This window comes from Streptomyces sp. NRRL B-24484, from assembly GCF_000717715.1.
Taxonomy (GTDB): Bacteria; Actinomycetota; Actinomycetes; order Streptomycetales; family Streptomycetaceae; genus Kitasatospora.
On record NZ_JOAI01000016.1, the window covers coordinates 93,345 to 111,767 of the forward strand.

Here is an 18,423-nt window from a genome sequence, read left to right on the forward strand (position 1 = left end):
CCCCCACGCCCACCTCGGACGACGGCTCCATGCCCGGAGTTGATTGGCCGTCACCGCATGATCCACCGGTCAACCCCGCACCGGCATAGAACGGAGTCGCGCCGGGCGGCGGACCGGGGGACGGGCACCGCCGCCCGGCCGACCAGACCGAGGTGTTGGGGGGCGTGAGCGATGGAGTTCGGAATACTCGGGCCGCTGCTCGTACGGGACAGCGGGGGCGACCGGCCGGTGGCGGCGGCCAAGCAGCGGGCGCTGCTGGCGGCCCTGCTCGTGCGGCGGGGACAGGTCGTGCCGGCCGACGTGCTGGCCGACACCGTGTGGGACGGGCGGCCGCCGCGCACCGCCGCCACCACCCTGCGCAACTACGTGATGCGCCTGCGCAAGGCCCTCGGCGAGGCCGGGCCCCGGCTCGCGACCGAGGCCGGCGGCTACCTCCTCGCGGTCGCCGTCGAGGAGTTCGACGCCGATCGGTTCACCCGGCTGCGCGACCTCGGCCACGACCGGCTCCGCACCGGGGACGCCGAGCGGGCCGCGACCCACTACGAGGCGGCCCTCGCGCTCTGGCGCGGCCCCGCCCTCGTCGACATCCCCTCCGAGGCGCTCCGCCGGGCCGAGGCCGGGCGTCTCGCCGAGGCCCGCCTGGACGTCCTCGAAGGCCGCACCGAGGCGGCGCTCGCCCTCGGCCGGCACGCCGAACTCCTCGGCGAGCTCCGGATGCTGACCGTCGCACACCCCGAACGCGAGCGGCTCTGGGCCCAGTTGATGACCGCGCTCTACCGCAGCGGCCGCCAGTCCGAGGCCCTCGCGGTGTACGGGGAGGTCCGCCGGGTGCTCGCCGACGAGCTCGGCGTCGACCCCGGCAGCGAACTGCGCGCCGTGCACGGCGGCATCCTGCGCGCCGACCCCGCGCTCGCGGCACCCGCCCGGCAGGCCGTCCGCACCCGCGCCGTGCTCGTCACGCCCTTCCAACTGCCGCCCGGCCTGACCGACTTCACCGGACGGTCGGAGCAGTCGGCCGACCTCGCCGGGCTGCTCGCGGCCGAGTCCCGCCGTGCCCCGCTGATCGCGGTCGTCAGCGGCCAGCCCGGTGCCGGCAAGAGCGCCCTCGTCCAGCACGCCGCGCACGCCGCCCGCGGCGCCCACCCGGACGGCACCCTCTACGCCGACCTGCGCGGCAGCTGTCCGCGGTCCGCCGCCCCGCACGCCGTGCTCGGCAGCTTCCTGACCGCCCTCGGCGTGCCCGCTGCCGCCGTCCCGCCGGACACCGACTCCCGGACGGCGCTCTTCCGCTCGCTGCTGGCGGGCCGACGGATGCTGGTCGTCCTCGACGACGCCCGGGACAGCGCCCACATCCGGCCGCTGATGCCCGCCGGCCCCGGCAACTCCGCACTGGTCACCGCCCGCACCCGGTTGCCCGACCTCGGCGGCAGCCACGCCCTCCCGCTGGGCCCGCTGCCCGCCGACGAGGCCCGGCAGTTCCTCACCCGGCTGCTCGGCCCGGCCCGCGCCGCAGCCGAACCCCGGGCCCTCACCCAGCTCGCGGCCGCCTGCGGCGGCCTGCCGCTCGCCCTGCGGATCTGCGGCGCCCGGCTGGCGGCCCGTCCCTCCTGGACGGTCCGGCACCTGGTGGAGCGGCTCGCCGACGAGGGCCGCGCCCTCGACGAGCTCTGCCTCGGCAGCCTGGACGTCCGCGCGGCCTTCGAGGCCGGCTGCGAGGGCCTGGACCCGGTGACCGCCCGCGCCTTCCACCTGCTGGCCCTCGCCCCGACCGACACCGTCGGCCTGAGCACCGCCGCCCGCCTGCTCGGCGCGCCCCCGGCCCACGCCGAACGCGTCCTCGAACGGCTCACCGACGCCGGCCTGCTCACCGCCCGCGAACCCGGCCGCTACCGCTACGAGCCGCTGCTGCGCACCTACGCCCGCGAGCGGGCCCGGCACCGCACCACCGCCCCGACCGTCCCCGCCCAGCGCACCCCCCTCCGCTCGGCGCTGGCCGGCTGACCCGTGCGGGTCAGCCCGTGGCCGGGGTGACGGTGCGGCGGAGTTCGCGCTTGAGGACCTTCAGGCTGGGGCCGAGCGGGAGTTCGGCGACGATCTCGACCTGGCGCGGGTACTTGTGCCGGCCGAGGCGCTCGGACGCCCAGGCGGTGATCTCGGCGGGGGAGGGCGGGTCGGCCGGGTCGACGGGGACGACGACCGCGCAGACCTCCTCGCCGTGCCGGGGGTGCGGCAGGCCGATCACCGCGACCCGGGCGATCGCCGGGTGCCGCAGCAGCACGTCCTCGACCTCGCTCGGGTAGACGTTGAAGCCACCGCGGATCACCACGTCCTTCGTCCGGTCGACCACGGTGAGGAAGCCGTCCGCGTCGAGGGTGCCGAGGTCGCCGGTGCGGAACCAGCCGTCCGCCGTCGCCTCGGCGGTCGCCTCCGGCAGGCCGTGGTAGCCGGCGAAGACGTTGTGGCCGCGGACGACGATCTCGCCGATGTCCCCGGTGGGCAGCAGCTCCAGCGGCCCGGTGCCGGGCCGGGCGATCTCGACCTCGACGCCCCAGATCCGGTGGCCCACGGTGCCCGCCCGGCGGCCGAAGTGCGGCTGGTTCACCGCCGCGGTCGGCGAGGTCTCGGAGAGCCCGTACCCCTCGAAGACGGGGGCGCCGAGGTGCTCCTCGACGCCTTCCAGCACGGCGAGCGGCAGGGCTGCGCCGCCGGAGACGCACATCCGCAGCGCCAGCCCCTCGGGGCGCCGGCGGGCGGCCGCCTCGACCAGCGCCGCGTACATGGTGGGCACGCCGTGGAAGACCGTCGCCCGGTGGCGGACCATCAGTTCCAGCGCCCGCTCCGGCCGGAACCGTCCCATCAGGACGAGCGTGGCACCGACCCGGAAGGTCGTGTTCATCGCGACCGTCTGGCCGTACGCGTGGAACAGCGGCAGGCAGCCGAGCACCACGTCGTCCGGGGTGACGTCGTTGGCGTCGAAGGCGTTGACGACCGCGTTCATCACCAGGTTGAGCTGGGTGAGCACGGCGCCCTTGGACCGTCCGGTGGTGCCGCTGGTGTACAGCAGCACGGCCGGGTCCGCCGGCTGCCGGGTGGCGTAGCTGCGCAGCGGGGCGGCCGTGGTGTCCTCCAGCCGCGGCAGGACGCCCTGCCAGCCCGGATCGGCCGCGGGCTCCCCGGCGGCGGGATCCGCGGGCTCCGGCTCCGCGGCCGCGCCGCCGACGCCGACGCCGACCGCGGGGATCCCGGCCAGCCAGGCGGCCTCGGCGCCCGCCCCGGCGAGGGTGCGGTCGACGAGCAGCAGCCGGGCGCCGCTGTCCTGCAGGACGAACGCGGCCTCGGCGGGGGTGAGCAGCAGGTGGACGGGGACGACGACCGCACCGGCGGCGAGGATCGCGTAGTAGGCGCGCGGGAACTCGACGGTGTTGGGCACCATCAGGGCGACCCGGTCGCCCGGGCGGACGCCGAGCGCGGTCAGCGCGCCGCCGCGGGCGAGCGCACCGGCCCACAGCTCGGCGTAGGTCTCGTGCAGCGGGCCGTCGATCACGGCGGTGCGGTCGGGGTACCGGCGGGCGGCCTCGGCGAGGACGCAGGCGAGGGAGAGCGACACGGGGCTGGCACCTTTCGTCGGTCGGGCGGTCGGGCGGTCGGGCGGTCGGGCAGGAGGGGATTCGGCAGCAGGGACCGGGGCGGCCGGGCCGGTCGGCCCGGCCGCCCCGGGCGGGCTCAGCCCTTGGGCAGCGGGTAGCCGCGGGTGGCCGCGACCTCGTGGGCGGGCTCGACGACGGCCAGTCCGCCCGTGGCCGACTTGGCGGGCCTGAGGATGAACGAGCCGTACGCCGAGGGCTTCGCGGCGTCGGTGAAGTCCAGCGGCACGTCCAGGACGTTGAGCGCCTTCTGGCTGCGGTGGGCGGCCACGATGCCCTCGCGGGTGAGGTCCTTGGCGGTGCAGGCGTTGCTGAGGGCCTCGGCGGCGACCTGGGCGGCCACCCAGCCGCTGACCACGCCGCTGTCCACCGGCGCGCCCGGGTACTTCGCCTGGTAGTCCTGCACCAGCTGGCGCATCCGGGAGGTGTCGGCGCTGGGCGCCGGATAGCCGCTCACCAGGTAGAACATCTTCTCCAGGGCCGGGGCGGCGGCGCTGTCCAGCAGCTGCGGGGCGAAGCCGGGGGCGGAGCCCACCACCGGCACGGTGAGGCCCTGGGCCGCGGCCAGACCGACCAGCGAGGCGGACTGCTTGGGCCCGGCGCTGACCAGGATCGCCTTCACCCCGGCCTGCTTGAGCGCGGTGACCTGGGCGCCGAGGTCGGTGTCGGTGGCCTTGATCTTCTGGCCGACGACGGTGTAGCCGTGCTGCTTCGCCGCGTACTCGGCGCCGGCGAGGGCGTTCTCGCCGTACTCGCCCTCGAAGTAGACGTGGCCGATCCTGTCGCCCGCGGCCAGTCCGGCCTTGCGGGTCAGGAAGTCCACCGCGTTGATCATGTCGATGTCGTAGGTGGGGCCCACCACCTGGATGTAGTTCTGGCCGAGCAGGGTGGAGGACCAGCCGAGCGGCAGGGTGAGGATCTTCTTGCTCTCGATCTCCTGCTTGAGCGCGGCGACCACCGGCGAGCCGATCACCTGGGTGAGCATCGCCGAGTCGGGCTCGATCTCGGCGAAGGCGGCGACGCCCTTCTGCACGTCGTAGCCGTGGTCCTTGACCTTGATCTCGACCTTGCGGCCGCAGATGCCGCCGACCTTGTTGGTCTGTTCCACCCACAGCTGCTGGGCGTTGACGATGCTCTTGCCGAGCGAGGCGTAGACGCCGCTGAGGTCGGTGAGGGCGCCGAGGGTGATGGTCGTCCCGGTGACGCCGGGGCCCATCTTCACGCCGTCCTCGCCGACCCGGTCGGAGGAGGTGTCGGCCTTGGTGCTGCAGCCGGTCGCGGTGAGCGCGAGGACGGCGAGGGCGGCGGCGGATCTGAGCAGTCTGCGGTCGGTCACGGGGCGGGCTCCTTGCCGGGCGAGGGACGGGTGGTGGTGCGGGGGACGAGTACGGGAGGGGGTGCCGCGGGCGCGGCGGCCGGTGCGGGCCGCGGCCGGTACCGGCGGGCCAGGCCCGCCAGTCCGTCCGGGGCGAGGGTGAGGATCAGGACGACGGCCGCGCCGTACAGGTAGCGGGCGGCCTCGCCGGGGGTCGCGCCGAAGGCGTCCGAGCCCGCGGGGGCGATCAGCGGCAGCCGGTCCGCGTACACGGTGAGCACCTGCGGGAGCAGCGAGACGAGGACGGCCGCGGCGGCCGCGCCGCCGACCGAGCCCAGCCCGCCGATCACGATCATCGCGAGGAAGTCGATCGACAGGGCGAGCCCGAAGTGGTCGGGCACCACCCGCTTGAAGGCCAGCGCGGTGAGCGCCCCGCCGGCCCCCGCGTACAGGCAGGAGACGGTGAACGCGGCGCAGCGGTATCGGGCGACCGGCACGCCCATCACGGCGGCCGCCGTGCCGCTGTCCCGCAGTGCGGCCAACGCCCGCCCGGGGCGGCCCTGTTGCAGGTTGCGGGCGGTGAACAGGCCGAGCGCGACCAGGGCCAGCCCGAGGTACCAGAGCCGTTCGAGGCCGCCGAAGGGCACGCCGAGCACGGCCAGTCCGCGCGGCGAGGCGTCGCTGAACGAGAAGCCGAAGAGCTCCATCGGCTCGACCGGCCGGCCGTTGAAACCGCCGGTGACGCTGCGGGAGTCGAGCAGCACGTGCTGTCCGAGGAAGACCAGGGCGAGGGTGGCCACACCCAGGTACATTCCGCGCAGCCGGCCGGCGATCGGGCTGAACACCGCGCCCGCGGCGCCGGCCAGCGCGATCGCGAGGACGAGGGCGAGCAGCGGCGGCAGGCCGAGTCCGGTGAGCCGGGACGGGCCGCTGCCGGACGCCCCGCCGGAGAACCAGACGTAGCCGTACGCGCCGACCGCGAGGAAGAAGGAGTGGCCGAGCGAGAGCTGCCCGGCGGTGCCGGTGAGCAGCCCGAGGCCGATCGCGCCGAGCACGGCGGCCATCGCGAACAGGCCGCTCTGCAGCCAGAATCCGTCCGCGTAGAAGGGCAGGGCGAGCAGGACGAGGACGCCCGCGGCGGCCGCGGCGCGGCGCCCGGTGAGCAGCTCAGACACGGACGGCCTCCTTCGAACCGAGCAGCCCCGAGGGGCGCACCAGCAGGACGGCGACCATCACCAGGTAGGGGGCGATGCCGGGCAGTCCCGCGCCGAAGGCGCCGAACGCGTCCTGGTAGCCGGTGGCGAGGGCGCCGGCCAGGCCGATGGCGAGGCTGCCGGCCAGGGCGCCGGCCGCCGAGTCCAGGCCGCCGAGGATCGCCGCGGGGAAGGCGGCGAGCGCGAGTTGGCCGGTCGAGCGGTCCAGGCCCGGCGCGGGGAAGGCGGCCAGGAAGACCGCGGCGACGGCGGCCAGCGCACCGGCCGCGCACCAGGCGGTCAGCCGCATCCGGCCGAGCCGCACGCCCATCAGCGCGGCGGCCTCCTCGTCGGCGGAGGCGGCCCGCATCGCCAGCCCCCAGCGGGTCCAGCGGAAGGCGGCGAAGACCGCCCCGATCAGGGCGACGGAGACGGCGATCCCGGCGAGCCGGGCCTCGGCGGCGTGCACCCCGCCGATCCGGACCACGGCCGAGCCCCACGGGTCGCCGGTGGCCAGGTAGTCGGCGCCGATCGCCCGGGCGAGTGCGGTCAGCAGCACCAGGTCGGCGCCGATGGTGAGGATGGTCGCGACGTGCGCGCCCGCGCCGCGGAGCCCGCGGGCGGTGAGCAGGTGGAGCAGGCCGGAGGCGGCCGCCGCGGCGGCCGCGCCGAGCAGCACGGCGAGCGGGAAGCCGACCGCGCCGTGCGTGGCGGTGACCACCCAGCCGCCGAGCAGCAGCACCGAGCCGTGCGCGAAGTTCATCACCCCGGAGGCCTTGAAGACGAGGGTGAAGCCCAGGGCGACCAGGGCGTACACCGAGCCGAGGGCGATCCCGTCGAGCAGCGTTCCGACGAGCAGGGTCATGCTGCTCCCTCCTGTCCGAGGTAGGCGCGGAGCACCGCCGGGTCCTGCTGGACGGCCTCCGGGGTGCCGTCGGCGATCCGGCGGCCGAAGTCCAGGACGGTGACGGTGTCGGCGAGCCGCATGACCATCCCCATGTCGTGCTCGACCAGCAGGACGGAGATGCCGAGGGCGGCCCGGATCGCGGCGATCGTGCCGGCCATGTCCAGGCGTTCGGCGGGGTTCATCCCGGCCACCGGCTCGTCGAGCAGCAGCAGCCCCGGTTCGGCGCAGAGCGCCCGGGCCAGCTCGACCCGCTTGCGCACGCCGTACGGCAGCCCGCCCACCGGCTGGTCGAAGTGGGCCTCCAGGCCGAGGAACCCGGCGATCTCGGCGGCCCGGGCGCGGTGCCGCCGCTGCTCGCGGACGGCACCCGGCAGGCGCAGCGCGGTGGCGGCGAATCCGGCCCGGGTGAGCCGGTGCCGGCCGAGCATCAGGTTGTCGGCGACGGTGCCCGCGGTGAGCACGATGTTCTGGAAGGTCCGGGCGATGCCGAGCCCGGTGACGGCGTGCGGCGGCATCCCGGTGATCTCCCGCCCGCCGTAGGCGACACTGCCGGAGGCGGCCCGGTACACGCCGGAGAGCACGTTGAAGCAGGTGGACTTGCCGGCGCCGTTCGGGCCGATCAGGGCGTGCACGGTGCCCGGTTCGACGGTGAACGAGACGTCGTCGAGCGCGGTGAGGCCGGCGAACCGGACGGTGATGCCGCGGACCTCCAGCCGGGCGGCGGCGGGGGCGGTCATGCCGTCCACCTGCGCAGCTCCCGGACGGGCGGACGGGCTGCGGACGGGCCGTCCTCCTCGGCGGCGCCGAGGTAGAGCCGGCGGACCTCGTCGCCGGCGGCGAGCTCCGCGGCGGTGCCCTCCAGCCGGACGAGCCCGTTCTCCAGCACCAGCGCCCGGTGCGCGACGGCGAGGGCCATCGCGGTGTTCTGCTCGACCAGCAGCACCGAGGTGCCCTGCCGGTTGATCTCCTGCACGATCGCGCCGATCTGCCGCACCATCCGCGGGGCCAGGCCGAGCGAGGGCTCGTCCAGCAGCAGCACGCGGGGATCGGCCATCAGCGCGCGTCCGATCGCGAGCATCTGCTGCTCGCCGCCGGACATCAGGCCGGCCCGCTGGCGGCGGCGCTCGGCCAGCACCGGCAGCAGGGCGAAGACCCGCTCGCGGGCCTCCCGCCGGGTCGCGGCGCCGCGGCGGCCGCGGCCGAGCTCGCCGGCCCGCAGGTTCTCCTCGACCGTGAGGTCGGCGAACACCCGCCTGCCCTCGGGGACCTGGACGACGCCGGCGCGCACGGCCAGGGCCGCGTCCTCCGCCAGCGGGCGGCCGTCGACCGCGACCGTCCCGGCGGTGACCGCGCCCCGGTGCAGGCCGAGGGTGCCGGAGACGGCCCGCAGCAGGGTGCTCTTGCCGGCCCCGTTGGCGCCGAGGACGGCGGTGATCCGCCCGGCCGGGAGGTCCAGCGAGACCCCGCGCAGCGCCCGGACGGCGCGCCCGTAGGCGACGTGCAGATTCTCGACGGTCAGCGCGCTCGACCGCTCGGGTGGGCTCATGGTGCTCCTTGCGTCCGAGTGCCGGGCCGCGCACACGGGGCAGCAGCCGCTCGGGAGGGTGGGAAGCTCGGGCGACGAGGGCGTCTGCCCGGTTCTGGGTGAGCGGCAGGACACCACGGCGGCCGAGCGCCGGTCCATGGCGGGCGGGGCACGCGTTGCGGCTGCACAGTGCCCGGCGGGCCGCGTTGTGAGCTCGACCAGTACCGGCGGCCGGGGGCGGCGCGAGCGGTCCGGGAGCGGGGAGAGTGCACGGCAGGTCCGCCGCCGGGGCTTCAGGACGGCCCCGGCGGCGGCGCCGCGGTGTCAGGACGGCAGCAGCCGGTACGCGTCCAGGGCGAGCGACAACTCGACCAGGTGGCGGGGGTGGTTGAGGCTGCGGCCGCTCAACTGCTCGTACCGGCGCAGCCGGTTGAGCACGGTGTTGCGGTGGCAGAACAGCCGGGTGCCGGCCCGCTGCGCGGAGCCCGCGCTGTCCAGCCAGACGTCGAGTGTGCTGAGCATGGACTCGCGGTCCTGGTGGTCGAGTTCCAGGACGGCGCCGAGCGCCCGGTCGACCAGGGCGGTGCCGAAGTCGGGGAGGGAGACGACCAGGGCGGTGGGCAGCCGCTCGTGCAGCAGGGCGACGTCGCCGTCGGCGGTGCAGGTGCGCAGTGCGATGTCGGCGGAGCGCCGGGCGGCGCCGATCTCGGCGAGCTCCTCGACGACCGTGCCGATGCCGACCCGGCCGCCCCGGTGGTGGCCGAGGCAGGCCGCGACCTGGGCCGGTTCGGCGTCGCCGAGCAGGACGAGGGCGTGCTCGCCGTCGGCCCCGCGGTGCCGGACGATCCGCACGCCGGGGGGCGGTTCGGCGAGCGCCGGGTCGGCCTCGGCGGGGTGGCGGGGCGGCCCGGCCGGGCCGGCGAGCGAGGCGACCGCGTACCGGCCGCGCTCGGGGAGGTCCAGCGCGGCGGCGACGGTGGGCAGGTCGGTGATCCGGGTGGTGCCGTCGAGCAGGGCCTGCACCATGGCGCGGGCGCGTTCGCGGTGCTCGCGGGCGGTCTGGCTCTCGACCAGCCGGTAGGCCTGGGTGATCAGGTCGGAGTGCTCGTCGACGAAGCTCCAGATGCCGGCGGCGCTGTGCAGCAGCAGGTGGGCGTCGTCCGGCTCGCGGCGGGTGGCGGTCTCGACGAGGCGCCGCCAGACCAGGGCGCCGCCGAGCCGGAAGGCGTGCAGCAGCGCGTCGAGGGGCAGTTCGCGCTGCGCGCGGCGGGCGCCGATCCGCCAGGAGCAGAGCCGGGCGGCCTCCCAGGTGCCGGGCGGGTCGAGCAGGGTGCGCACCGAGCTCTCCAGCGAGGTGCGGACCTCCAGCCGCAGCTCCTCCGGGCCGATGGTGGCGGGGTAGGCGGGCTCCCGGGAGCTGATCTGCGCGACGAGCTCGCGGGCGAGTCCGTCGACGTCCTGCAGCAGGTGGGCGGCGGTGCGGCGGAGCAGCTGCTCGGACGCGGTGTCGGCCCGGGAGCGGACCGGCCGCCGGGCGGGGGGTTCCTCGGGCAGGCCGCGCAGCCGGGGCTTCGGGGCGTGGCCAGTCGGTGCGGCGGCGGGCGGAGCCGGGGCGGGTGGTCTCACGGGCGCTCCCTCGTCGACTTTTAACTAGCAGTGCTAGTCAAAGTCATCCTGACCGGCCCGCACAAGGACGGCCGGCCGCCTCGGCGACAGTCGGCCGAATCGTGACCGTGCGCTTGCCGGGGCGTGACCGGCCGGGCGCCGCCGTGGCGCCCCCGTCGGCCGTCGTGGGCACCCCCCCCGACCGGCCGACACGCCGCATGCCGCGCCCGGAGTGTGATGGTATGACTCGTTCTGTCCCCTGTCCGGACCAAGCGGCGGGGACGGGCGGTGCGGGGGCGCCGCCGTGGACCGACAGCCCGCCGGTCGGCCGGCGAACGGCTGGGACGGAGTGCCATGGACGACTACCCGCTGCTCAACATCTTCTGGACGATGCTGGAGCTCTTCGTCTTCATCCTCTGGTTCTTCCTGCTATTCAAGATCATCACGGACATCTTCCGCAGCAAGGACATGGGCGGCTGGGGCAAGGCCGGCTGGACGATCTTCGTCATCCTGCTGCCGCTGATCGGCGTGCTGGTCTACCTGATCGCGCGCGGCGGCTCGATGGCCCAGCGCGATCTGGAGCAGGCGCAGCGGACGGACGAGGCGTTCCAGGCGTACATCCGCCGTGCGGCCGCCGACGGCGGCGGAGGCAGCGGGGGTGGGGGCGGTGCGGGCCCGAGCCACGCGGACCAGCTGGCCAAGCTCGCCGACCTGAAGACCACCGGCGCCATCTCCGAGGAGGAGTTCCAGAAGGCCAAGGCGAAACTGCTGGCCTGACCGGCCGTCCGGGTCTTCGCACCGTGCGGAGCATCACCCGAACGGCGGAGCACCGGGCGCCCCCTCCACGGGGGCGCCCGGTGCCGCGTGCGTCAGGGGCGGTCCGGCCCTCAGCCCTCGATCCGGTGCTGGGTCCAGAACGAGGTCAGGTCGGTGCCGGCCGCGGCCTGGGCCGCCGCCTTGAACTCGGCGGTGGTGCTCACCCCGTACCAGTGCGACTGCGCGTAGTCGTGCAGCAGGGTGCTCATCGCGGCGTCGCCGATCAGCCGCCGCAGGTCGTGCAGGGCGCACTTGCCGTAGCCGTAGACGACGGTGGAGTACCGGGACGAGTGCGCGTCCCAGTACGCCATCGAGTCGGTGATCTTCTCGGCGGAGGACGCCCAGGAGACGCTGTTCCAGCAGTTGCTGCCGGTCTTGCCGAGCGCCAGGTCGGTGGCGTAGTCGGTGAACGCCTCGTCCAGCCACGGGCCGTTGTACTCGTCGTCGCCGACGATCCCGTAGAACCACTGGTGCGCGATCTCGTGGGTCAGCGCCGTGGTGGAGACCAGGTCGAGCACGAAGCCCGGGTACTCCATGCCGCCGAACCAGAAGCTGTTGTCGAGCACCGCGTCCAACTCGGCGTACGGGTAGGCGCCGAAGCGCTGTGCGTGGGCGTCCACCGCGGACTCGGCGGTGGCCAGCATCGACTGGGCGTCACCGGAGGAGATCCCGCTCACCGCGTAGACGTTGACCTTCACGCCCGCCGTCGACGTGCCGCTGATCCTGGTGAACGGCCCGGCGCCCCAGGCGAAGTCGCGCACCTTGCTCGCGGTGGCCCGGGTGACGGTGCGGCCCGTGCCGCCGGGGGTGTCCACCGAGGTCCCGGTGGCCGGCACCAGCAGACCGCTCGGGTGGTCCAGGGTCACGTCGAAGTCCGAGGCCAGCGAGTAGAACGACTCCCCGTTGTTGGTGTACGGGTCGAGGTGCCAGCCCGCGGCGTCCCGGACGGCCAGCACCGGCAGTGCGTTGCCGAGGAAGTTGTACGCCCCGTCGTGGCCGAAGCGGTCCGCTCCGCTCGGCACCGTGATGCCGAGGTCGAAGCCGACCGTCCCGCCCTGGCCCTGTGCGAGCGGCGCGGGCAGGGTGACCTTCATCGCCGTGCAGGCCACCGAGAGCGCGGCGGCCGTGCCGCCGGTGACGTTGGTGACGGTGATCGGGGTGCTCGGGCAGCTGCCGTGCGCGTTGTCCCACAGCCGCAGGTAGACCTCGGTGAGCGGGGTGGCCGAGGCGTTGGTGAAGGAGACGCTCTCGTGGCCCGTCCAGGACGCGCCCGAGGCGTCGCTGCTCAGCGAGACGGTGTAGGCCGGAGCGGCCGGGGTGCGGGTCGCGTCCGGCGCCGGGGTGCCGGTGGGGCTCGGCGTCGGCGTGGGAGTGGGCGTCGGGGTCGGGGTGCCGCCGCCGGAGACGTCCAGGGCGACGTCGTCCAGCACGAAGCTGGTCTGCAGCCCGGAGTCCTCGGTGCCGGTGAACGAGAGCGCCACCGTGCGGCCGGCGAACGACGAGACGTCGAAGGTCTTCTGCAGGTAGCCCGGGCGGGCGTCCAGGTTGGACCAACTCGCCAGCGTGGTGCCGCCGATGCTCGCGGTGAGCTTGTCGTAGGCGATGGCGGCGGTGGTCTCCGCGGTGTCCACGTGCAGCCAGAGGCTGAGGGTGGCCGAGGTGCAGCCCGCGGGCAGCGTCACCGACTGCGAGAGCGTGTCGGTGTGGGAGGAGCCGTAGCCGTCCAGCCAGGCGAACGAGCTGCCGCCGTGCGCGGTCTGGCCGCCGCCGGTGGTGATCACTCCGCTCGATGCGGACCAGGGCGAACTGCCGGACTCGAAACCGCCGTTGGCGACCACCTGGGTGGGGGTGCAGGACGCCGCCGCGGTCGCCGTGGCCGTGGCCGTGGTGGCGCCGGTCGCCGCCACGGCGGCCGCGAGCAGCGCGCCGGCAGCGACCAGGGGGAGAAGGGTGCTTCTCATCGATCCTCTTCGGGTAGGGGACCCTCCCGTGCCGGACGAAGGGTCAACCCGCCCGTACGGAAGGCACGTTGACGACCGGCGGGGATCGGGGCCCGCCGGTCGCGAGGCCGAGAAGAAGGGTGACAGCAGCCCGGCCCTCTGTTGAAGGGGGCATGCCACAGATTTGGCCGGGTCTTTGCGCGGGCCCCGCGCCGACCGCGGCAGCGGGCACCCGCGTCCGCCGTCCGCCGAGGACGTGCCCTACAGGGCGATCACGGCCTCGACGAGGGTGCCGTCGGCGGAGCGGACCACGGTGGTGTCCACCGCGAAGGCGTTCACCAGGTCCAGGCCGCGGCCGAACGCCGCGTCCACGTCGGCCGGTTCGCGGCGCGGAGAGGTCCGCTCCCGCCACCGGCCCCAGTCCCGGACGCGCACCGTCAGCGCCGACTCGCACACCTCGAAGAGCACCGACACGTCCGCACTGCCGCTGTGCAGCACCGCATTGGTCACCAGCTCGGTCACGATCACCGAGAGCGCCTCGGCCACGTCCGCCGGCAACCGCCGGCTGCGCACCAGCGCCCGCGCCGTCCCGCGCAGCCGCGGCACCGACTCCGGCACGGCGGACAGGGTGACCGAGGCCCGCAGGCGGGCCGACCGGACCGGGACGTCCGGCCCGGGGGCCAGGGCGACGGCTCTGGAAGAGATCGAATTGCTCACGCGGGGCTCCTGCCTGCGCGGTGGGCGGCATCGGCGGCGGCCCCCGCCGACCCACGGGCCGCGAGGCCATGACCCGGACCACGCTGCCCGCACTCCCACGGTCGCGACAATCAGTGGAGACTGAAGTACGGATACGCAAAGAACGTCCGGCGATCCGGTGAACTCCGACAGGGTGGCAGGCGTGGACGCACTCAACGAGACCGCACTGAGGCGGCAACTGGCCCGGGCCTGGACGGCCGACGGCGGCGGCCGCGCCGTCCTGCTGCTCGTCGAGGGCGAGGCCGGCACCGGCAAGAGCCGCCTGCTCGCCCGGCTCGCCCGCGGCGTACCGGTGCCCGTCCGCACCGATCCGCAGGCCGCAGCCCCGGCCGAGGGCCCTGCCGACGGCCCCGCCCTGCTCCTCGTCGACGACGTCCACCGGGCCGCGCCCGAGCGCCGCGCCGCCCTGCGGGCCCTGCTCGCCGACCCGCCGGCCGGCCTCGCCTGCGTGCTCGGCTACCGCCCCGAGGAACTCGACGACCCCGGCCTGCCGCTCGGCCCCGACACCGAGTACCCCGCCGGGCTCACCGTCGTCCGCCACCTCCTCGGACCGCTCGGCCCCGAGGACGTCCGCCGGATGGCCGCCGCCGCGCTCGGCGCCGAACGCTGCCCGCCCGAGTCCGCCGACCGGCTGCACCGCGCCGCCGGCGGCACCGCCCAGGTCGTCGCCGACCTGCTCGACCTGCTCGCCGCCCAGGACGGCCCGCTCCCGGACGCGTTCGCACCCCCGCCCCGGCTCGCCGCCCTCGCCCTGCGCCGCACCGCGGCCCTGCCCGCCGCGCACCGCGCCGTCGTGCACGCCGCGGCCGTCCTCGGCGACCCCGCCACCGCCGCCGAGCTCACCGAGGTCGCCGGGCTGGACGAGGACACCGGCCGCACCGCCCTGCAGGCGGCGCTGCGCACCGCCGCCCTGCACGACCACGGCGACGGCCGGTACGGATTCCGGGTCCCGCTCGCGGCCGCCGCCGTCCGGGCCGAGCCGGCCGGACCGTACCGGGAGGAGCTGCACGGCCGCGCCGCCGACCTGCTCGTCCGCCGGCAGCCGGTGCCCTGGGAGCGCGTGGCCGAGCACCGCCGGGCCTGCGGCCGGGAACGCGGCTGGCTGCAGGCGGTCGAACGGGCCGCCCAGCGGCACGCCGACCGCGGCGACCTGGAGCGCGCCGTCGCCCTGCTGGAGTCGGCGCTCGCCACCGGCCCGGTGCCCGAGCACGCCCGCTCCCGCCTGGTCACCCTGCTCGCCCGCTGCGCGGTGATGGGCCTGCGCTCCGACCGCACGCTCACCGTGCTGCAGCACATCGTCGCCGACCACGGCCTCGCCCCCGCGCTGCGCGGCGAGATCCGGCTCGACCTCGGCCTGCTGCTCTGCAACCAGATCGGCCGCTGCACCGACGGCCTGGCCGAACTGGAACGGGCCGTCGGCGAGCTCCAGGAACAGCCCGTGCTGCTCGCCCGCGCCATGTCCGCGCTCTCCATGCCGTACTGGCCGGGCGCGCCGCTCGCCGAGAACGTCGCCTGGATCGAGCGCGCCCTCGCCGTCTCCGAACAGGTCGGCGACCCGGTCGTGCGGGCCGCGGTCGCCGCCAACCGGGTCAGCGTGCTGCTCAACATCGGCGACCCCGGCGCCTGGCCGCTGGTCGACGCGCTGCCCCGGGACGGCGAACCCGTCGCCGTCCGGCAGCAGGCCGCCCGCGGGCTGTGCAACGCCGCGGACGCCGCGGTCTGGATCGGCCACTACGACCGGTCCCGCGCCCTGCTCGGCGAGGGCGTCGCCCTGGCCGCCCGCAGCGGTGCCTCCTACGCCGAGCAGACCGGCCGCGGCTGCACCCTCGTGCTCGACTGGGCGACCGGCCGCTGGGCAGGACTCGCCGGCCGGGCCGCCGCCCTGGTCGCCGAGGCCGGGGACATGCCGTTCATCGCCTCCGACGCGCGGCTCGTCCTCGGCCTGCTCGCCCTCGCCCGCGGCGCCTGGGCCGAGACCGAGGAGTACCTCTCCGGCCCGGACGCCCCGGACCGCGACCACGGCCCCGTCCCGCTGTCCGCCGCCGCGTCCGGCGCGCTGATCCGGCTCGCCCTCGCCCGCGAGGACACCGCCGGCGCGGCCGCCGAGGCCACCCTCGCCTGGGACCGGCTGCGCGCCAAGGGCGTCTGGGCCTGGGCCGCCGAACTCGCCCCCTGGGCCGTCGAGGCCACCGCCCGCGCCGGAGCGGTCGCGGCGGCCCGCGAGATGGCCGCCGAGTTCGCCGCCGGCCTCGACGGACGGGACGCCCCCTCGGCCGACGCGGCCCTGCACTGGACCAGGGCCGCCCTCGCCGAGGCCACCGGCGACCCGAAGACCGCCCGCACCGACTACGGGCGCGCCGCCGCCGGGTACCGGGCACTGCCCCGGCCGTACCACGCCGCCCTCACCGCCGCCGCTGCCGCCCGCTGCACCCTGGCGGTCGGCGACGCCGGGGCCGGGGCCGCGGTCGAGGCGCTCGCGGACAGCGCGGCCGCCTTCGAGGCGCTCGGCGCCACCTGGGACGCCGCCCGGACCCGGGCCGAACTGCGCGGCCACCGGCCGCCGGACGACCGCCGCGGGCCCGGCCGCCCCGCCTACGGCGACCTGCTGTCCCCGCGCGAGGAGGAGGTCGCCCGGCTCGCCGCCGCCGGGATGACCAACCGGGAGATCGCCGCCGCCCTGCACCTGTCCCCGCGGACGGTCGAGCAGCACGTCGCACGGGCCCTGCAGAAGACCGGCGCGCACTCCCGCCAGCAGCTCACCGCCGTGCCGCGGGCGGCCTCCGCGGCCGAGCCGGATTGATTGCGTATCCGTGGAACCCGGTCTCCGGATTCCGGGCCGTGCACCCGGTGCGGCAGGCTCACCACGGGCGGCGCCGTACGTGATCCGGACGGCGCCGCACGGGGGCCCGCCGCGACCGCGGCCCGCCCCCGCACGTAGGCGCGGGAGGCACCGCGGCGGACCACCGCGGAGCCTCCCGTCACGCGCGCCCCTGAGGGCAGCTCCTAGTGCCCCCGGGCGATCCACTCCTCCAGGTGCGGGGCCTCGGCGCCGATGGTGGTGGAGTCGCCGTGGCCGGTGCGGACGACCGTCTCCGCCGGCAGGACGAGCAGCCGCTCGCGGATCGAGCGGATGATCGTCGGGAAGTCCGAGAACGACCGGCCGGTGGCGCCCGGGCCGCCCGCGAACAGGGTGTCCCCGCTGAACACGGTGCCGAGGCCGGGGGCGTACAGGCAGACCGCGCCGGGGCTGTGCCCCGGGGTGTGCAGCACGGTCAGCTCGGTGCCGGCCACCGACAGGCGCTGCCCGTCGGCGAGCTCGGCGTCCGGCTTGAAGCCGGGGTGGGTCTGCTGCCAGAGCACGCCGTCCTCGCGGTGGAGCAGGACGGGCGCGCCCGTCCGGTCGGCGAGGCCGGGGGCCGCGTTGACGTGGTCGTTGTGCCCGTGCGTGCAGACGATCGCGAGCAGCCGCCGGTCGCCGACCGCGGCGGCCACCGCCTCGGCGTCGTGGGCCGGGTCGATCACCAGCACCTGCTCGTCGTCGCCGACGATCCAGACGTTGTTGTCGACCTGCCAGGTGCCGCCGTCCAGCGTGAACTCGCCGGAGGTGACCAGGTGTTCGATGCGTGCCGCCATCAGAACAGCACCACCGATCGCAGGACCTCGCCCTTGTGCATCCGCTCGAAGGCCTGCTCGACGCCGTCCAGCGGGATCGTCTCGCTGACGAAGGCGTCCAGGTCGAGGCGGCCCTGCAGGTAGAGGTCGATCAGCATCGGGAAGTCCCGGCTCGGCAGGCAGTCCCCGTACCAGGAGGACTTGAGGGCGCCGCCGCGGCCGAAGACGTCCAGCAGCGGCAGCTCCAGCTGCATCTCCGGGGTGGGCACGCCGACCAGCACGACCGTGCCGGCCAGGTCGCGGGCGTAGAAGGCCTGCTGGTACGTCTCCGGGCGGCCGACCGCGTCGATGACCACGTCCGCGCCGTTGCCGCCGGTCAGCTCGCGGATCGCCTCGACCGCGTCCGCGGCGGAGGAGTCCACGGTGTGGGTGGCGCCGAGCTTCTGCGCGGCGGCGAGCTTGCGGGCGTCGACGTCGACCGCGATGATCCGGGACGCACCGGCCAGCCGGGCGCCGAGCACGGCCGCGCTGCCGACGCCGCCGCAGCCGATCACGGCCACCGAGTCGCCGCGGCCCACCCCGCCGGTGTTGATCGCCGCGCCGAGACCGGCCATCACGCCGCACCCCAGCAGGCCCGCCGCGGCGGGGGAGGCGGCCGGGTCGACCTTGGTGCACTGGCCCGCCGCGACCAGCGTCTTCTCGGCGAAGGCACCGATCCCGAGCGCGGGCGACAGCTCGGTGCCGTCGGTCAGCGTCATCTTCTGCTTCGCGTTGTGGGTGGCGAAGCAGTACCACGGCCGGCCGCGCCGACAGGCCCGGCAGTCGCCGCACACCGCGCGCCAGTTGAGGACGACGAAGTCACCCGGGGCGACGTCGGTGACGCCCTCGCCGACCGACTCCACCACACCCGCGGCCTCGTGGCCGAGGAGGAAGGGGAACTCGTCGTTGATACCGCCCTCGCGGTAGTGCAGGTCGGTGTGGCACACGCCGCAGGCCTGCACCTTCACCACGGCCTCTCCCGGCCCCGGGTCCGGTACCACCACCGTCACCACCTCGACCGGCGCACCCTTGGACCGCGCGATCACACCCCGTACCTGCTGGGCCATCAGA

14 protein-coding genes are annotated in these 18,423 nt (G+C 75.9%); 3 read left to right on the top strand and 11 right to left on the bottom strand.

The window, feature by feature from the left end:
• The first annotated feature begins 171 nt into the window (after positions 1 to 171).
• Positions 172 to 2,001 carry an AfsR/SARP family transcriptional regulator gene (locus tag IE98_RS0116670; protein WP_052390600.1) on the top strand — a complete coding sequence of 610 codons (1,830 nt, stop codon included), beginning with the start codon at positions 172 to 174 and terminating at the stop codon, positions 1,999 to 2,001.
• Positions 2,002 to 2,011: 10 nt separating this feature from the next.
• Here the strand turns inward: IE98_RS0116670 and IE98_RS0116675 are convergent, their stop codons facing one another.
• From IE98_RS0116675 to IE98_RS0116705, 7 genes are all read right to left on the bottom strand, one after another.
• On the bottom strand, positions 2,012 to 3,607 hold the full coding sequence (locus tag IE98_RS0116675; RefSeq protein WP_030269660.1) for a long-chain-fatty-acid--CoA ligase: 1,596 nt from the start codon (positions 3,605 to 3,607) through the stop codon (positions 2,012 to 2,014).
• A gap of 116 nt (positions 3,608 to 3,723) precedes the next feature.
• Positions 3,724 to 4,980, bottom strand: coding sequence for an ABC transporter substrate-binding protein (locus IE98_RS0116680; protein WP_030269663.1), 1,257 nt, complete (start codon positions 4,978 to 4,980; stop codon positions 3,724 to 3,726).
• Complete coding sequence (locus IE98_RS0116685; RefSeq protein ID WP_234443565.1) at positions 4,977 to 6,134, bottom strand: branched-chain amino acid ABC transporter permease; 1,158 nt, start codon at positions 6,132 to 6,134, stop codon at positions 4,977 to 4,979. The genes IE98_RS0116680 and IE98_RS0116685 overlap by 4 nt, the downstream gene beginning before the upstream one ends.
• A complete protein-coding gene (locus IE98_RS0116690; protein WP_030269666.1) occupies positions 6,127 to 7,017 on the bottom strand; it encodes a branched-chain amino acid ABC transporter permease in 891 nt (296 codons plus the stop codon). The genes IE98_RS0116685 and IE98_RS0116690 overlap by 8 nt, the downstream gene beginning before the upstream one ends.
• Positions 7,014 to 7,796, bottom strand: a complete 783-nt coding sequence (locus IE98_RS0116695; protein WP_030269668.1) for an ABC transporter ATP-binding protein — start codon at positions 7,794 to 7,796, stop codon at positions 7,014 to 7,016. The genes IE98_RS0116690 and IE98_RS0116695 overlap by 4 nt, the downstream gene beginning before the upstream one ends.
• Entirely contained in the window at positions 7,793 to 8,605 is an 813-nt protein-coding gene (locus IE98_RS0116700) for an ABC transporter ATP-binding protein (RefSeq protein WP_030269670.1), read from the bottom strand. Before IE98_RS0116700 ends, IE98_RS0116695 begins: the two co-directional genes overlap by 4 nt.
• Positions 8,606 to 8,908: 303 nt before the next feature.
• Positions 8,909 to 10,210 (bottom strand): PucR family transcriptional regulator, encoded by a 1,302-nt coding sequence (locus IE98_RS0116705; protein ID WP_052390601.1) that lies wholly within the window; start codon positions 10,208 to 10,210, stop codon positions 8,909 to 8,911.
• 333 nt (positions 10,211 to 10,543) lie between these two features.
• Between IE98_RS0116705 and IE98_RS0116710 the strand changes: the two genes are divergently transcribed.
• Positions 10,544 to 10,966 (top strand): SHOCT domain-containing protein, encoded by a 423-nt coding sequence (locus IE98_RS0116710; RefSeq protein WP_030269674.1) that lies wholly within the window; start codon positions 10,544 to 10,546, stop codon positions 10,964 to 10,966.
• A gap of 110 nt (positions 10,967 to 11,076) precedes the next feature.
• Here IE98_RS0116710 and IE98_RS0116715 read toward each other — a convergent pair whose 3' ends face one another.
• Both IE98_RS0116715 and IE98_RS42525 read right to left on the bottom strand, forming a co-directional pair.
• Positions 11,077 to 12,966 (bottom strand): M1 family metallopeptidase, encoded by a 1,890-nt coding sequence (locus tag IE98_RS0116715; protein ID WP_030269676.1) that lies wholly within the window; start codon positions 12,964 to 12,966, stop codon positions 11,077 to 11,079.
• Positions 12,967 to 13,206: 240 nt separating this feature from the next.
• Positions 13,207 to 13,662 carry an ATP-binding protein gene (locus tag IE98_RS42525; RefSeq protein WP_052390602.1) on the bottom strand — a complete coding sequence of 152 codons (456 nt, stop codon included), beginning with the start codon at positions 13,660 to 13,662 and terminating at the stop codon, positions 13,207 to 13,209.
• A gap of 181 nt (positions 13,663 to 13,843) precedes the next feature.
• Between IE98_RS42525 and IE98_RS0116725 the strand changes: the two genes are divergently transcribed.
• On the top strand, positions 13,844 to 16,501 hold the full coding sequence (locus tag IE98_RS0116725) for a helix-turn-helix transcriptional regulator (RefSeq protein WP_052390603.1): 2,658 nt from the start codon (positions 13,844 to 13,846) through the stop codon (positions 16,499 to 16,501).
• Positions 16,502 to 16,704: 203 nt separating this feature from the next.
• On the opposite strand, the gene IE98_RS0116730 is transcribed toward IE98_RS0116725, so the two are convergent.
• Positions 16,705 to 17,334, bottom strand: a complete 630-nt coding sequence (locus IE98_RS0116730; RefSeq protein WP_030269682.1) for an MBL fold metallo-hydrolase — start codon at positions 17,332 to 17,334, stop codon at positions 16,705 to 16,707.
• Positions 17,334 to 18,419 (bottom strand): S-(hydroxymethyl)mycothiol dehydrogenase, encoded by a 1,086-nt coding sequence (locus tag IE98_RS0116735; protein WP_030269684.1) that lies wholly within the window; start codon positions 18,417 to 18,419, stop codon positions 17,334 to 17,336. Before IE98_RS0116735 ends, IE98_RS0116730 begins: the two co-directional genes overlap by 1 nt.
• Positions 18,420 to 18,423: the final 4 nt, after the last annotated feature.

Bases quoted from the DNA above. Each gene is read 5' to 3' on its own strand.
- IE98_RS0116695 (WP_030269668.1), bottom strand. From the start codon at position 7,796: ATGACCGCCCCCGCCGCCGCCCGGCTGGAGGTCCGCGGCATCACCGTC.
- IE98_RS0116670 (WP_052390600.1), top strand. From the start codon at position 172: ATGGAGTTCGGAATACTCGGGCCGCTGCTCGTACGGGACAGCGGGGGC.
- IE98_RS0116715 (WP_030269676.1), bottom strand. From the start codon at position 12,966: ATGAGAAGCACCCTTCTCCCCCTGGTCGCTGCCGGCGCGCTGCTCGCG.
- IE98_RS0116730 (WP_030269682.1), bottom strand. From the start codon at position 17,334: ATGGCGGCACGCATCGAACACCTGGTCACCTCCGGCGAGTTCACGCTG.
- IE98_RS0116710 (WP_030269674.1), top strand. From the start codon at position 10,544: ATGGACGACTACCCGCTGCTCAACATCTTCTGGACGATGCTGGAGCTC.
- IE98_RS0116735 (WP_030269684.1), bottom strand. From the start codon at position 18,419: ATGGCCCAGCAGGTACGGGGTGTGATCGCGCGGTCCAAGGGTGCGCCG.
- IE98_RS0116700 (WP_030269670.1), bottom strand. From the start codon at position 8,605: ATGAGCCCACCCGAGCGGTCGAGCGCGCTGACCGTCGAGAATCTGCAC.
- IE98_RS0116690 (WP_030269666.1), bottom strand. From the start codon at position 7,017: ATGACCCTGCTCGTCGGAACGCTGCTCGACGGGATCGCCCTCGGCTCG.